Here is a 14,875-nt window from a genome sequence, read left to right as displayed (position 1 = left end):
ATGGCTTCGCTGGACGCCGCGCGGACGGTGGACGAGCCCGCGCTGGCGCGGGAGGCGCCGATCTACGCCGATGTCGGCGGCGACGTGGCGGTGAGCTTCGAGTTCTTCCCGCCCAAGACCGAGAAGATGGAACAGACGCTGTGGGCCTCGGTCGCGACGCTGGCACCGCTCGGGCCGCGCTTCGTCTCGGTCACCTACGGCGCGGGCGGATCGACGCGCGAGCGGACCCACGCGACGGTGGCGCGGATCGCGCGCGAGACCGGCATCCCGGCGGCGGCGCACCTGACCTGCGTCGAGGCGAGCCGGGACGAGATCGACGCGGTCGCCGACGCTTATTGGGAGGCGGGCGTGCGCCACGTCGTCGCGTTGCGGGGAGACATGCCGCTGGCGGGTGCTCCCTACGCCCCGCATCCGGGCGGGTACGAGAACGCCGCCGCGCTGGTCGAGGGGCTGCTCCGGCGGCATCCGTTCGAGGTGTCGGTCTCGGCCTATCCCGAATGCCATCCCGATTCGGGCGATGTCGCCGCCGATCTCGACAATCTCAAGCGCAAGATCGACGCCGGGGCGACGCGGGCGATCACGCAATTCTTCTTCGAGGCCGACACCTTCTTCCGCTTCCGCGATGCGGTGGCGGCGGCGGGGATCGACGCGGAGATCGTGCCGGGGATCATGCCGGTCAGCAACTTCGCCGCGGTCCAGCGGATGAGCGCGATGTGCGGGACGGCGGTGCCGGCGTGGATGGGGCGGCTGTTCGAGGGGCTCGACGCGCTGCCCGAGGCGCGGCAGCTGGTGTCGGCGACGCTGGCCGCCGAACTGTGCCGCAAGCTGTATGCGGGCGGGGTGAAGGAGTTCCACTTCTACACGCTCAACCGCGCCGAGCTGAGCTTCGCGATCTGTCACCTGTTGGGGGTGCGCGCCGCTTCTTGAATCCTCCCCGTTCACGGGGAGGGGGACCAGCCGAAGGCTGGTGGAGGGGGCTCTCCACCAGCGAACCGCTTGTGGAGAGCCCCCTCCGTCGCGCTGCGCGCGCCACCTCGCCGTGAACGGGGAGGATTGGAGTTCAAGATGACCAAGAGAGAAGCCTTCCTCGCCGCCGCTGCCGAGCGCATCCTGATCACCGACGGGGCGTTCGGGACCGAGATCCAGAACTGGAAACTCGCCGAGGACGCTTATGCCGGCGACCTCGGCCTCTCTCACGATCAGAAGGGCAACAACGACATCCTCGCGCTGACCGCGCCGCACGTCCCGGAGAGCATCCACCGCGCCTATTTCGCGGCCGGGGCGGACATCGCCGAGACCAACACCTTCTCGGCCAACCGGATCAGCCAGGCGGATTACGGCGCCGAGCATCTGGTGCGCGCGATCAACGTCGAGAGCGCGAGGATGGCGCGCCGCGTCGCCGACGAGTTCGAGGCGAAGGACGGCCGCCCGCGCTTCGTCGCGGGCGCGATCGGGCCGACCAACAAGACGCTGTCGCTCAGCCCCGACGTCAACGATCCGGGCTACCGCGAGATCGACTTCGACACGCTGAAGGACGTGTACCGCGAGCAGATCGACGCTTTGGTCGAGGGCGGGGCGGATTTCGTGCTGATCGAGACAGTGTTCGATACCTTGAACGCGAAGGCCGGGATCATGGCGGCGATCGAGGCGGGGGAGGCACTGGGGCGCGATCTGCCGATCATGCTGTCGATGACGCTGACCGACCTGTCGGGGCGGAACCTGTCGGGGCATACGGTGGAGGCGTTCTGGCATGCGGTGCGGCATGCGCGGCCGCTGACGATCGGGCTGAACTGTTCGTTCGGGGCGGAGCAGCTGCGACCGCATGTGAAGACCTTGAGCGACATCTGTGATGCGCTGATCATGGTCTATCCCAACGCCGGGCTGCCCAACGAGCTGGGGGCTTACGACGAGGCGCCGGCGACGACGGCGGGGCTGGTGGGCGAGTGGGCACAGGCGGGGCAGGTCAACGTGCTCGGCGGGTGCTGCGGGTCGACGCCGGCGCATATCGCGGCGATCGCGGAGGCGGTTCGGGGGTTGGCGCCGCGGAAGGTGCCGACGCCGGCGGTCAGGACGCGGCTCGCGGGGCTGGAGCCGTTCACGATGGCGGCTTAGTTATGCCTCCCCTGTAAGGGGAGGTGGCAGCCGAAGGCTGACGGAGGGGTGTCCCCGCTGGTAGCGGAGTACTCCCTTTCAACTGGTGACACCCCTCCGGCGCTGCGCGCCACCTCCCCTTACAGGGGAGGCATAGGATCGAAAATGACTACGACCACCTCCCCCGCCTCCACCTCTTTCGTCAACATCGGCGAGCGGACCAACGTCACCGGCTCGGCGGCGTTCAAGAAGCTCGTCATGGCGGGCGATTACGCCAAGGCCGTCGAGGTCGCGCGCGCGCAGGTGGAGAACGGCGCGCAGGTAATCGACGTCAACATGGACGAGGGGCTGCTCGACGCGGTCCACGCCATGACGACCTTCCTCAAGCTGATCGCCGCCGAGCCTGACATCGCGCGTGTGCCGGTGATGATCGACAGCTCGAAATGGGAGGTGATCGAGGCGGGGCTGAAGTGCGTCAGCGGCAAGCCGATCGTCAATTCGATCAGCATGAAGGAGGGCGAGGAGAAGTTCCTCGCCGAGGCGCGCAAATGCATGGCGTACGGCGCGGCGGTCGTCGTCATGGCGTTCGACGAGGTCGGTCAGGCGGACACCGAGGACCGCAAGGTCGCGATCTGCGAGCGGGCCTACACGCTGCTGACTGGGATCGGCTTCCCGCCCGAGGACATCATCTTCGACGCGAACGTCTTCGCGGTCGCGACCGGGATCGAGGAGCATAACAATTACGCGGTCGACTTCATCGAGGCGGTGAAGCGGATCCGCGCGTCGTGCCCGCACGTCCATTTCTCGGGCGGGCTGTCGAACCTCTCGTTCAGCTTCCGCGGCAACGAGCCGGTGCGCCGCGCGATGCACTCGGTGTTCCTGTACCATGCGATCCCCGCCGGGCTCGACATGGCGATCGTCAACGCCGGCCAGCTCGACATCTACGACCAGATCGACCCCGAGCTGCGCACCGCCTGCGAGGACGTGATCCTCAACCGCGACCCGCAAGCGGGCGACCGGCTGGTCGCGCTGGCGGAGAGGTTCCGTGGCACCGATGCCGTCGCCGAGAAGGCGGCGGCCGAGTGGCGCTCGTTCGACGTGCGCAAGCGGTTGGAGTACGCGCTGGTCAAGGGCATCGACGCGCATGTCGTCGAGGATACCGAGGAGTGCCGCGTCCAGTTCGCGCGGCCGATCGAGGTGATCGAAGGCCCGCTGATGGACGGGATGAACGTCGTCGGCGACCTGTTCGGATCGGGCAAGATGTTCCTGCCGCAAGTGGTCAAGTCCGCGCGCGTGATGAAGAAGGCGGTGGCGCACCTGCTGCCCTTCATCGAGGCCGCCAAGGAGCCCGGCGCCAAGGGCAAGGGCAAGATCATCATGGCGACCGTCAAGGGCGACGTCCACGATATCGGCAAGAACATCGTCGGGGTCGTGCTCCAGTGTAACGGCTTCGAGGTAGTCGATCTGGGCGTGATGGTGCCCTGGTCGAAGATCATCGCCGCCGCGAACGAGAACGACGCCGACATGATCGGGCTGTCGGGGCTGATCACGCCCTCGCTCGACGAGATGGTGACGGTCGGCGAGGAGATGCAGCGCGCAGGGATGACGATGCCGCTGCTGATCGGCGGCGCGACGACCTCCAAGGTCCATACCGCGCTGCGGATCGCGCCCGCGTACAAGGGGCCGGTGGTGCATGTGCTCGACGCGAGCCGCGCGGTGGGCGTGGCGACGACCTTGGTGTCGGACACGATCCGCGACGACTTCGTGGCGAAGACCGATGCCGATTACGCCGCGGTCCGCGCCGCGCGCGAGGGGAAGGGGCAGAACGAGCTGCTGCCGCTCGCCAGGGCGCGCGCCAATCCGTTCGTCGCCGACATGGCGATGAAGCCGCCCGCGCCCGCGCAGCCCGGCGTCCATGTGTTCCGCAACTGGGACCTCGCCGATCTGCGTGAGCTGATCGACTGGACGCCGTTCTTCCGCGCCTGGGAACTGGCGGGCAATTACCCCGCGATCCTGACCGACACGGTCGTCGGCGAGAGCGCGACCTCGCTGTTCGCCGACGCGCAGGCGATGCTCGACCGGATCGTATCGGAGAAATGGCTGACCGCGCGCGGGGTGGCGGGGCTGTGGCCGTGCGCGCGCTGGGAGGACGACGTCGTCGTCGATCTGAAGGGCGACTTCAACGCGGACGAGCTCCGCGGGTTCGACATGCTGGGGCTGGTCGAGGGGACCGACATCGTCCGGCTGCCGTTCCTGCGCCAGCAGATCGCGAAGCGCGAGGGGCGGGCGAACATGTGCCTGGCCGACTTCATCGACGAGAAGGGCGACTGGATCGGCGGCTTCCAGGTCTCGATCCACGGGATCGAACCGCATCTGGCGCGGTTCAAGGCGGGGATCGACGATTACAGCGACATCCTGCTGAAAGCGCTTGCGGACCGGCTGGCGGAGGCGTTCGCCGAGCGGCTGCACCAGCATGTGCGGACGACGCTGTGGGGTTATGCGCCCGACGAGCAGCTGACCAACGAGGCGCTGATCCGCGAGCAGTACCGCGGCATCCGCCCGGCGCCCGGTTATCCCGCATGCCCGGAGCACAGCCTGAAGACGACGTTGTTCGAGATGCTCGATGCCGAGCACGCGACGGGCGCGCATCTGACCGAGAGTTTCGCGATGCTGCCGACGGCGGCGGTGAGCGGCTTCTACTTCGGGCATCCGCAGGCGGAATATTTCGGGGTGGCGCGAATCGGCGAGGACCAGCTGGCCGATTACGCGCAGCGGCGGGGGGTGGAGCCCGACCTCGCGCGGCGCTGGCTGCGGCCGAACCTCGATTGATGAGAGCGCTACCATCGGTTGGCCGCAACGTGCTGTCGCCTCGTCGCACCACAGCGCATCTTTTTGACACCGATGTCAACGGACGCTTGCGGAATCGTGCGCGCCAGGTAGTCGCATCCGCAACGACATTCCGTCGTTCGGGGAATCATTTATGGCTGTTCAGACAAGGCATCGGCACGCAAGCGCGGCGGACGAGGGCCTGAGCGCGGCGAAGGCCGGGAAGACGCTGCGCTTCGACGAGAGCACGACCTATTTCGACTATCAGACCTTCGGCAAGGCCGACCGGCTGGTGTTCCTAAGCGGGCGCGACAATGCGACGCCGGTCGACAACATTTTCTTCTTCGACCTGAATGACCAGGAATTCGCCGGGCATACCAAGCAGATGACGGTAGACGCGACCGCGCTGGGTGGCCAGCGCAACGGCGAGGGCGGGCTGTACGAGGAGTTCGCGTACGTCGGCACCACCCACGTCACGACCTATACCGTCAAGTTCCTGGGCGGCGACGGCGGCGACCGCTTCCAGTCGGGGATCGGCGGCGATACGCTGCTGATGGGCGGCGGCGACGATTACGTCAGCATCGGCGCGGGCGACGACGTGGTGAAGACCGGCAGCGGCGCCGATTACATCGACAGCACCGATGGCGACTTCACCTCCGGCGACGTGCTCGACGGCGGCAAGGGTGTCGACCAGCTGACCTATTACGGGCAGGGACTGAGCGACGCCGACATGGCGGGGATGAGCTCGATCGAGATCCTGGGTGCGTCGGGCAACGGCCTGCTGGAGCTGGGCGCGAACGCGCAGCGGTCCGGCGTGCGCGAGCTCTACGTCGACGCCTTCCAGCAGCAGGTCATTACCGTCGGCGCGGCGTTCACCAACGACCTGCTGATCCACCACATGGGCGCGGGCCCGAACGCGCTGACCTTCGACGCCTCCGCGTCGAGCGCGACGGTGACGATCGAGGCGGGGTACGATTCGACGGCGTCGGCCCCGACCTACATCGGCGGCAGCGGGGCCGAGGACACGATCAAGGTCTCGAACGGCTTCATCTTCGAAGGCTCGCCCCCGCACGGCGGCGACCTGAGCAACGTCAGCGGCTTCGAACATGTCGTGGTCGAGGACCTCGGCGGCGACTCGGGCGCGTACCTCGTCCTTGCCACCAAAGCGGACGATATCGCCTCCGCCTTCCAGACGGTCGACGCGAGCGGGCTGGGCGAGGGCAAGGGCTTCGACCTGCGTGCAGGCGACGCGCGCGCCGCGCTTCACGTCGTCTCCGGCGCGGGTGACGACCGGCTGGTGACCGGGCGCGGCAGCGACGTGATCGACGGTGGACTCGGCGGCGACACGATCAACGGCGGCGGCGGCAGGGATGTGTTCGTCTATCACGCCGCGGCGGACAGCAACGGCGACGTATTCGACGTGATCCTCGACTTCACCTCGGGCAAGGACACGATCGACGTGACCGGGCTGGGCGCGGACCTGCCCTCGCTGCACGGCGTGACGATCAACTTCCTGGGCAACCAGGCCGACGCCATCGGCCTCGCCGCGACGGCGGGCAACGGCGTGCTCGACGCGGTGTACCGGACCGACACCCACGCCTTGTGGTTCGACGTCAACGACGACGGCACGTTCGACGCTGGCGACCTCCACATCGGCATGGGGCCGACGATGGAGCTGAAGGGCGCCGACGTGCTGAGCGGACACGTCGTGATCTGAACCGATGCCGCCGCGCCGGTCGGGCGCGGCGGTTCGCCTCAGAGCTTGCCGAACGCCGCCTCGAACGCGCGGTCGTCGCCGGCGGCGAGCAGCCGGGCCTGTTCCAGCCAGCGGTCGCGCGCCATGCGGCCGGTGAACGGCCCGAGGCGCGCGTCGATCGCCTCCGCCTGCGCCTCGTCGAGCGCGGCCAGATCGCCGACCGTCGCGACCCCCAGGTCCTCCAGCCGCGCCGCGACTTTCGGGCCGAGCCCCTTCAGCGTGGTCAGCGGGCGTCGGCCGGCGTCGGGCGAGGGGGGCGCGGCGGGTGCGGACTCCGCCTCGACCGCGGGCGCGGCCTCGAACGGGGCGGAGGCGGCGACCGGCTCGTCGGCGACGTCCGGAGACTCGGGCAGCGGATCGGCGGCCGGGGTTCCCGGCGCGGCCCAGCCGTCGAGCGGCGGCGGCGCGGGAGCGACCGGTGGGACCGTGACCATCGGCGGCGGCGGTGCGGCGGGCTCCTCGACCCGCGACCGGGCGAGTCGATCGGTCGGCGCCGGCGCGGGTGCGGTCGACGTCTCGGCCTCGATCCTCGTCTCCTCGATTGAGCGCGCCGCGCGCCGTCTGGCCGCCAGGCGCATCCCGTAGATGATCGCTCCCAGCGTGATCGCGGCGAAGATCAGGATCATCACGAGGCTGGAGGTCGTCAGCCAGCCCAGGTCCGAGGTCGGGCGATAGGTGGGCGAAGTGGCGCTCATGCGTCAGAGCCTACCCGTCCGCGCGATCTCGCGCCAGCCGATGTCGCGGCGGCAGAAGCCGGTCGGGAAGTCGATCCGGTCGACCGCGGCATAGGCCGCGTCGCGCGCGGCGACGATGTCCGCACCGGTCGCGGTCACCGCCAGCACGCGGCCGCCGGCGGCGACGATGCCGCCGTCGGCCGCCTTCGTCCCGGCCTGGAAGACGATCGCCCCGCCGTCCTCCGCCGCCTCGACGCCGCCGATCGCGCCGCCGGCCTCGGGCGTGCCGGGATAGCCGTTGGCGGCCATCACGACGGTCAGCGCGACCTCGTCCGAGAACTTCGGTTCGGGAAGGTCGGCGAGGCGGCCCTGCGCGACCGCGAGCAGCGTCTCGACCAGGTCACCCGCGAACCGCGCCATCAGCACCTGGCATTCGGGATCGCCGAAGCGGACGTTGTATTCGATCAGCTTGGGGCCGTCGGCGGTCAGCATGAGCCCGGCGTAGAGCACCCCGACATAGGGGGTGCCCGCCGCGGCGAGCGCGTCGATCGTCGGGCGGACGATCTCGCCCAGCGCCTGCTCCTCAAGCTCGGGGGTGAGCACGCTCGCCGGGCTGTACGCGCCCATGCCGCCGGTGTTGGGGCCGGTATCGCCGTCGCCGACGCGCTTGTGGTCCTGCGCGCTGCCGAAGCTCGCGGTGCTTCTCCCGTCGCAGAGGACGAACAGGCTGGCCTCCTCGCCGTCCAGGAACTCCTCGATCACCGCTTCGGCGCGGCCGCCTTCGAACAGGTCGGCGATCGCCGCCTCGGCCTCGGCGCGGGACATCGCGACGGTGACACCCTTGCCGGCGGCGAGGCCGTCGGCCTTGATCACGCACCGCTCCCCGAAATCGTCGAGGCAGGCGAGCGCACCGTCGCGCGACGTCACCTTGAAATAGCGCGCGGTGGGGATACCGACGCGGGCGCACAGGTCCTTGGTGAAACCCTTCGACCCCTCCAGCTTCGCGGCCTCGCGGCCCGGCCCGAACACCGGGACGCCGATCGCGCGGACGTTGTCGGCGAGGCCGTCGACCAGCGGCGCCTCGGGACCGATCACGACCAGGCCGATCCGGTGCCGGCGGACGAAGTCGATCACCGCGCGGTGATCCGCCACGTCGAGCGCGACGAGCGTCGCGTGGCGAGCGACGCCGGGGTTGCCCGGCGCGGCGTAGAGCGTATCTAACCGGCTGGACTGCGCGAGCTTCCAGGCGAGCGCGTGCTCACGTCCTCCCGAACCCACCAGCAGGACGTTCATGCCCGATCCCCTTTTTCCTGAGCAGGGCCGGCTGGTAGCCGAGGCTTCCCCCGGCGACAACGCGCCCGCGGTCTCGGTCAGCGAGCTGTCCGGCAAGCTCAAGCGCGTGGTGGAGGGCGAGTTCGGCTATGTCCGCGTCCGCGGCGAGATCTCGGGGTACAAGCGCGTCGCCTCGGGCCATGCCTATCTGTGCCTGAAGGACGATGCGGCGGTAATCGACGGCGTGGTTTGGAAGGGGCAGGCGAACCTGCTCGCCTTCCGCCCCGAGGACGGCGCGGAGGTGATCGCGACGGGGCGGCTGACGACCTATCCTGGACGGTCGAAGTACCAGATCGTGATCGAGCGGATGGAGCTCGCGGGTGCTGGCGCGCTGATGGCGCTGCTCGAGAAACGGCGCCAGGCGCTGGCGGCGGAGGGGCTGTTCGACCAGCACCGCGCGCTGCCCTATCTGCCGCGCGTCATCGGCGTGGTGACCTCGCCGACGGGGGCGGTGATCCGCGACATCCTTCACCGGCTGGAGGACCGCTGCCCCAGCCACGTGCTAGTCTGGCCGGTCAAGGTGCAGGGCGACGGCGCGGCGGAGGAGGTCGCGGCGGCGGTGCGCGGCTTCGGCGCGATCGAGCCGGGCGGCGCGGTGCCGCGCCCCGACCTCATCATCGTCGCGCGCGGCGGCGGCTCGATCGAGGATCTGTGGGCGTTCAACGAGGAGGTGGTGGTGCGCGCGGTCGCCGCCTCGCCGATCCCGACGATCTCTGCGGTCGGGCACGAGACCGACACGACGCTGTGCGATCACGCCGCCGACCGCCGCGCGCCGACCCCGACCGCGGCGGCGGAGATCGCGGTGCCGGTGCTCGCCGAGCTGCGGCTGACGGTCGCGGGCCATGCCCAGCGGACCGAGCGTTGCGCCCGGCGCTACGTCGAGCGTGGGCGCGAGCGGCTGACGGCGTGCGCGCGGCTGCTGCCGACCCGCGACCGGCTGCTCGGGCCGCAGCGCCAGCGGGTCGACGAGGCGGGGGCGCGCGCCGACCGCGCGCTGGAGCGGCGGGTGGCGGCGGCGCGGCGGTCGCTCGACGTCCATGCCGGCGTGCTCCGCCCGGCGATGCTCGCGCGCCAGCTGTCGGCCGCGCGCGCGCGGCTCGACGATCTCGGGCGGGTGCTGGAGGCGGTGAACCCCGACGCGCCGCTGGCGCGCGGCTATGTCCGCGTGACGGCGCGCGACGGCCGGACGCTGACCAGCGCGGCGGCCGCGCGTGGGGCAGGAGCGCTGACCTTGCGGTTCCGGGACGGGGCGGTGGACGCCAAGGTTGAGAAGGCGGGGACGAAGGGTTATCCTCCTCGGCCCGAACAGCCGACCCTGCTTTAGGAATCGCGCCGATGCTGATGTCCAATTCCAACCGCCCGGCGCGGCTCCACTACGGCCCGAACGGTTTTCGCGTGCTGTCGACCGGCGACCATGTTGTCTGCGGCGCGACCGGCGCGCGGATCCCGATCGAGGAGCTGCGCTACTGGGACGTGGTCCGGCAGATGCCGTTCGCGAGCGCGGCGATCGCGATGGAGGCGCTCGCGCCGCGATGAGCCCGCGCCTCGCCGCGTTCGCGGCGATCGTCGCGCTGGGGACCGCGGCCGCGCCGGTCGACACGATCGCGCTCGACGGCGCGGCGCGGCAGGGCGGCGCGGTATTGGGGACCGCGCCGGTCGGGACACGCGCGCTGACGCTCGACGCGACGCCGGTCCCGGTCGCGCCCGACCGGCGGTTCCTCATCGCCTTCGACCGTGACGCGAGTCCGGCGGCGCAGCTCGTCGCGACGCTGGCCGACGGGCGGCAGATCGTCCTGCCGATCGCGGTCGCGCGCGGCGACTGGCGGATCGAGCCGATCGACGCGCCGATCAACGCCGGCAGGACGAGCGAGGAGATCGCGCGGTTGCGCCCCGCCGAGCTGGCGCAGATCGCCGCCGCGCGCGCGGTCGAGAGCGATACGGACGGCTGGCGGCAGCGCTTCGTCTGGCCGGTGATCGGCCGGCGATCGGGGCAGTTCGGATCGCAGCGCGTCTATCAGGGCGTGCCGGGCGCCTATCATTCGGGGACCGACGTCGCGGTCGGCGCGGGGACCCCGGTGCGCGCGCCCGCCGACGGCGTGGTGGTGCTCGCCGCCGATCATCCGTTCACCCTCGAAGGAAATCTGGTCATCCTCGATCACGGCATGGGGCTGACGAGCGCGTTCCTCCACTTCTCCCGCATCCTGGTCGCGGCCGGCCAGCGCGTGCGCCAGGGCGAGGCGATCGGGCTGGTCGGCGCGACCGGGCGTGCGACCGGGCCGCACATGCATTGGGGCATGGTGTGGCGCGGCCGCCGCATCGACCCGGCGCTGCTCGCGGGCGCGATGCGATGAGCGTCAGCGCAGCCGCTTGGCGCGAATCGACGGCCCCTTGTCGAAGGCGGCGAAGAAGCTGCCGAGCATGGCGCGCTTGAGCGTCACCTTTCGTCCCGGCTTGATCGAGCTCAGGGTGAAGTCGTCCGTCTGAACCCAGGTCCCGTTGTCCGCGACCGCGAAGATCAGCCGTCCGCCGGCGTCATATTGCACCGCCGTGACGCTGGAGACGACCTCCTTGATCTCGTCCTCCTGCCCGCCGAAGAGCTTGATGTCGGGGAGCGCGATGCCGAAGAGGGAGCGCTTGGCCGCCGTCACCTCCCCGCGACTGACGACCGCAACCTTCTTCGCCTTGATCGCCTGATCGAAGGTGGCGACCTCGCGATCGAAGCAGGCGAGGCGCTCGGCGTCGGCGGCGATCGTGCTGCATTTCGCGAGCGGCGCGAATGCGGCGCCTCGCTCGTCGGGCGCAGCCGTGACGCTTACAGACGTAGTCAAAAGGGCGAGCGAAATGGTCGAAATCAGGGCCTTGATGGTCGACATGCGTGCTCCCCCGGGTGGCTGTTGCACTTCTGCTACAGAGTGACGGCATCTGTCCATAAACCGATATCGGTCGTTTACTTCTCTTCCGGCACGTTGCAATCGGTGTCCTCTCTGAAGGACACGTGAACCCGCGAACGGGCCGCGCCTTCTGGACTTTAAGGGGAAAGGACTCATCATCGTGGCGATCAAGTCTCGGAGCCTGCTGCTTCTCAGCGCGGCACCTCTCGCGATCGGTCTTCTGGCGCCTGCCATGGCGACCGCGCAGACGGCTGGCACCACCGACGTGGCGAACGCTTCGCCCGACCTGGCTGACCAGCAGGCGCAGTCCACCCAGGACGTCGTCGTCACCGGCTCGCGCATCACCAATCCGGTCCTGACGTCGGTCAGCCCGGTCACGGTCGTGTCGGCCGCCGAAGTCCGCAACCAGGGCAACACTCGGGTCGAGGACCTCCTCAACTCGCTGCCGCAGGTGTTCGCGAACGAAGGTTCGTCGGACGCGAACGGCGCGTCGGGCATCGCGACCGTCGATCTTCGTGATCTCGGCCCGTCGCGGACCCTGGTCCTGATCAACGGGCGCCGCCTCGGCCCGGGCGATCCGACCGACATTGCGTCCGACCTCAACTTCATCCCCGGCGCGCTGATCAAGCGCGTCGACGTGCTGACCGGCGGCGCCTCGGCGACCTATGGCTCGGACGCGTTGGCGGGTGTCGTCAACTTCATCCTCAACGATGATTTCGAGGGCCTGCAGATCGACGCGCAGACGTCGCTCTACAACCATGACAACGGCTTCCACAGCAAGAACTACGACGCTTCGCTCCAGGCGCGCAACTATCTGCCGCCGCGCGGCGTGACCGCCGACGGCCAGATCCACACCATCAACGTCACGATGGGTGCGGGCACCGACGACGGCCGCGGTCACGTGACCGCCTATGCCGGCTGGCGCGAGGTCAATGCCGTCACCCAGGGCGACCGCGACTTCAGCTACTGCGGCTATTCGGCCGAGACGTCGGGCGGCACGCCCTATTACACCTGCGGCGGCTCCTCGACGTCGGCGTTCGGCCGATTCCGCCGCACCCAGAACGTCGGCCTGGGCTCGACCCCGGTGTTCTCGCCGACCGGCACCAGCTTCACCGGCAACCCGGCGGCGACCCCGCTGACCCCGGGCGGCTTCGGCGCCTACAGCTCGGCGCGTGACGGCTACAACTTCAATCCGACCAACTACTTCCAGCGTCCCGACACGCGCTGGACCTTCGGCGCCTTCGCCAATTACGAGGTTTCGAAGGCCTTCCACCCGTACCTCGAAGTCATGTTCATGGACGATCACACCCAGGCGCAGATCGCGGCCTCGGGTGCGTTCTACGGCACCGACTTCTTCGTCAACTGCAACAATCCGTTCCTGACGGCGGGGCAGCAGGGCCAGATCTGCGGCGACAACGCCGGGACGGCCGCGACGCAGTCGCTCTATATCGGGCGCCGCAACGTCGAGGGTGGCGGGCGTGTCGATGACCTGCGTCACACCGACTATCGCATCGTGCTCGGCAGCCGCGGCGAGATCGCCGACGGCGTCACCTACGATGTCTATGGCCAGACCTACAAGGCGCTGCTCACCGAGGAGTATCGGAACGACTTTTCGCGCGTCCGCATCAATCGCGCCCTCAACGTCGTCACCGGACCGAACGGCACCCCGGTGTGCGCCTCGTCCCTGCCCAATGCACAGGGTCAGGTGCTGGACGCGGCCTGCGTTCCGTGGAACATCTTCACGGGCACCACGACCGTGCAGGACAACGTCAACCAGGGCGTGACCCAGGCGGCTCTCAACTACCTTCAGACTCCCGGCTTCCAGCAGGGTCGCAGCACCGAGAACGTCGTCAGCGGCACGCTGTCCGTCGATCTCGGCAAGCACGGCTTCCAGACCCCGTGGTCCGACAACGGTCTCCAGGTGCTGGTCGGCGGCGAGTATCGCGAAGAGAAGATCTACGTCCAGCGGGACGTCGAGTTCCTGACGGGTGATCTCGCCGGACAAGGGACGCCGTTCGGCGTTCCCAACGTCGCGGGCCAGTACAATGTGAAGGAGGGCTTCGTCGAGGCTCAGCTGCCGCTGGTCACGGATCGTCCGGGCTTCGAAACGCTGGGGTTGGTCGGCGGTTATCGCTACTCGGACTATTCGATCCAGGGCCACACCGACACCTACAAGGCGCAGCTTGAATATGCGCCGTTCAAGGCGCTTCGCTTCCGCGGCGGCTACAACCGCGCGGTCCGCGCGCCGAACACGATCGAGCTGTTCAGCGCTCCCAATACGGTGCTGTTCGCCGGCCGCGATCCCTGCGCCGGTGCAGCACCGAGCGCCACTCTCGCAGAGTGCGCTCTGACGGGGGTGACCGAGGCCGAATACGGCACGATCGACGCCAGCCCGGCGAACCAGTACAACCAGCAGACCGCGGGCAACATCAACCTGCGGCCGGAGAAGAGCGACACCTATACCGCCGGCTTCGTCTTCAGCCCGCGGACCAACTTCAACATCTCGGTGGATGCGTTCCGGATCACGGTCGACGACCTGATCTCGACCTATGGTGCGCCGTACATCCTCACCCAGTGCACCACCGCCGGCAAGCTCTGCAATCTGATCCAGCGCGCGCCGGGCGGATCGCTGTTCACCGGCACCGGCCAGGTGCTCAACGGGACGCTGAACCTGGGTTCGGAGAAGACCCAGGGGATCGACGTGACGGCGCTGTATCGCCTGAACGTGGGGGGTGGCTCGTCGGTTACCTTCGACTTCGTCGGGACCTACCTCGACAAGTTCGAGATCACCCCGGTTCCGGGTGATCCCAGCTACGATTGCGCCGGCAAGTTCGGCTTCACCTACTGCGGCACCCCGCTGCCGAAGTGGCGGAGCAAGCTGCGTGCGACCTTCAACATGGACAACGGCATCGGCTTCAGCGCCGCGTGGCGGTTCTTCAGCCAGGTCGCGAACGACACGCGGTCGATCGACGGTCTGGACCTTTGCCCGGCGGACGACTCGAACAACCCCAACGGTTGCGTCAACCGCGAGGTCGCCAAGATCAAGGCGCAGAGCTACTTCGATCTGTCGATGGTCGCTCGGGTCGGCGACAACTACACGCTCCGGGTCGGCGCCCAGAACATCCTCGATCGCGACCCGCCGGTGCTCGACGCGAACTACACCAGCAACGGCTCGAACACCTACGCGCAGGTCTACGACTCGCTTGGTCGTTATCTCTACGCGGCGATCCAGATGAACTTCTAAGGTCTTCTCGAAGATCTGATATCGTGGCGGTCCGTCCTCCGACGGGCCGCCATTTTTTTGC

Annotated in this window: 11 protein-coding genes; 8 read left to right on the top strand and 3 right to left on the bottom strand. The window is 69.0% G+C overall.

The window, feature by feature from the left end; genetic code table 11:
• The 4 genes from metF (at window position 1) to AC4GYY_RS06095 (ending at window position 6,634) form a co-directional block, all read left to right on the top strand.
• On the top strand, window positions 1–927 hold the full coding sequence (gene metF, locus AC4GYY_RS06110) for a methylenetetrahydrofolate reductase [NAD(P)H] (protein WP_491120224.1): 927 nt from the start codon (window positions 1–3) through the stop codon (window positions 925–927).
• A 138-nt stretch (window positions 928–1,065) separates the two neighbouring features.
• Window positions 1,066–2,112: a homocysteine S-methyltransferase family protein gene (locus AC4GYY_RS06105; RefSeq protein WP_491119378.1), complete on the top strand. Its 1,047-nt coding sequence runs from the start codon at window positions 1,066–1,068 to the stop codon at window positions 2,110–2,112.
• 144 nt (window positions 2,113–2,256) lie between these two features.
• Window positions 2,257–4,920 (top strand): methionine synthase, encoded by a 2,664-nt coding sequence (metH, locus tag AC4GYY_RS06100; protein WP_491119377.1) that lies wholly within the window; start codon window positions 2,257–2,259, stop codon window positions 4,918–4,920.
• 151 nt (window positions 4,921–5,071) lie between these two features.
• Entirely contained in the window at window positions 5,072–6,634 is a 1,563-nt protein-coding gene (locus AC4GYY_RS06095; protein ID WP_491119376.1) for a M10 family metallopeptidase C-terminal domain-containing protein, read from the top strand.
• 38 nt (window positions 6,635–6,672) lie between these two features.
• Here the strand turns inward: AC4GYY_RS06095 and AC4GYY_RS06090 are convergent, their stop codons facing one another.
• Entirely contained in the window at window positions 6,673–7,368 is a 696-nt protein-coding gene (locus tag AC4GYY_RS06090; RefSeq protein WP_491119375.1) for a helix-hairpin-helix domain-containing protein, read from the bottom strand.
• Window positions 7,369–7,371: 3 nt separating this feature from the next.
• Entirely contained in the window at window positions 7,372–8,640 is a 1,269-nt protein-coding gene (gene purD, locus AC4GYY_RS06085) for a phosphoribosylamine--glycine ligase (RefSeq protein ID WP_491119374.1), read from the bottom strand.
• On the opposite strand from purD, the gene xseA reads away from it, so the two are divergent.
• The 3 genes from xseA to AC4GYY_RS06070 are packed head-to-tail and all read left to right on the top strand — an operon-like array spanning window position 8,639 to window position 11,030.
• Window positions 8,639–10,003, top strand: a complete 1,365-nt coding sequence (gene xseA, locus AC4GYY_RS06080) for an exodeoxyribonuclease VII large subunit (protein WP_491119373.1) — start codon at window positions 8,639–8,641, stop codon at window positions 10,001–10,003. The genes purD and xseA overlap by 2 nt on opposite strands.
• A gap of 11 nt (window positions 10,004–10,014) precedes the next feature.
• Window positions 10,015–10,215 (top strand): DUF2093 domain-containing protein, encoded by a 201-nt coding sequence (locus tag AC4GYY_RS06075; protein WP_491119372.1) that lies wholly within the window; start codon window positions 10,015–10,017, stop codon window positions 10,213–10,215.
• Window positions 10,212–11,030: a M23 family metallopeptidase gene (locus AC4GYY_RS06070; RefSeq protein ID WP_491119371.1), complete on the top strand. Its 819-nt coding sequence runs from the start codon at window positions 10,212–10,214 to the stop codon at window positions 11,028–11,030. Before AC4GYY_RS06075 ends, AC4GYY_RS06070 begins: the two co-directional genes overlap by 4 nt.
• Window positions 11,031–11,033: 3 nt before the next feature.
• Here AC4GYY_RS06070 and AC4GYY_RS06065 read toward each other — a convergent pair whose 3' ends face one another.
• Window positions 11,034–11,552: a hypothetical protein gene (locus AC4GYY_RS06065; protein ID WP_491119370.1), complete on the bottom strand. Its 519-nt coding sequence runs from the start codon at window positions 11,550–11,552 to the stop codon at window positions 11,034–11,036.
• Between the two features lie 178 nt (window positions 11,553–11,730).
• Between AC4GYY_RS06065 and AC4GYY_RS06060 the strand changes: the two genes are divergently transcribed.
• On the top strand, window positions 11,731–14,814 hold the full coding sequence (locus AC4GYY_RS06060; RefSeq protein ID WP_491119369.1) for a TonB-dependent receptor plug domain-containing protein: 3,084 nt from the start codon (window positions 11,731–11,733) through the stop codon (window positions 14,812–14,814).
• Window positions 14,815–14,875 lie beyond the last annotated feature (61 nt).

This window comes from Sphingomonas sp. SP6, from assembly GCF_058313435.1.
This window is presented reverse-complemented; position numbering and strand designations above follow the sequence as displayed.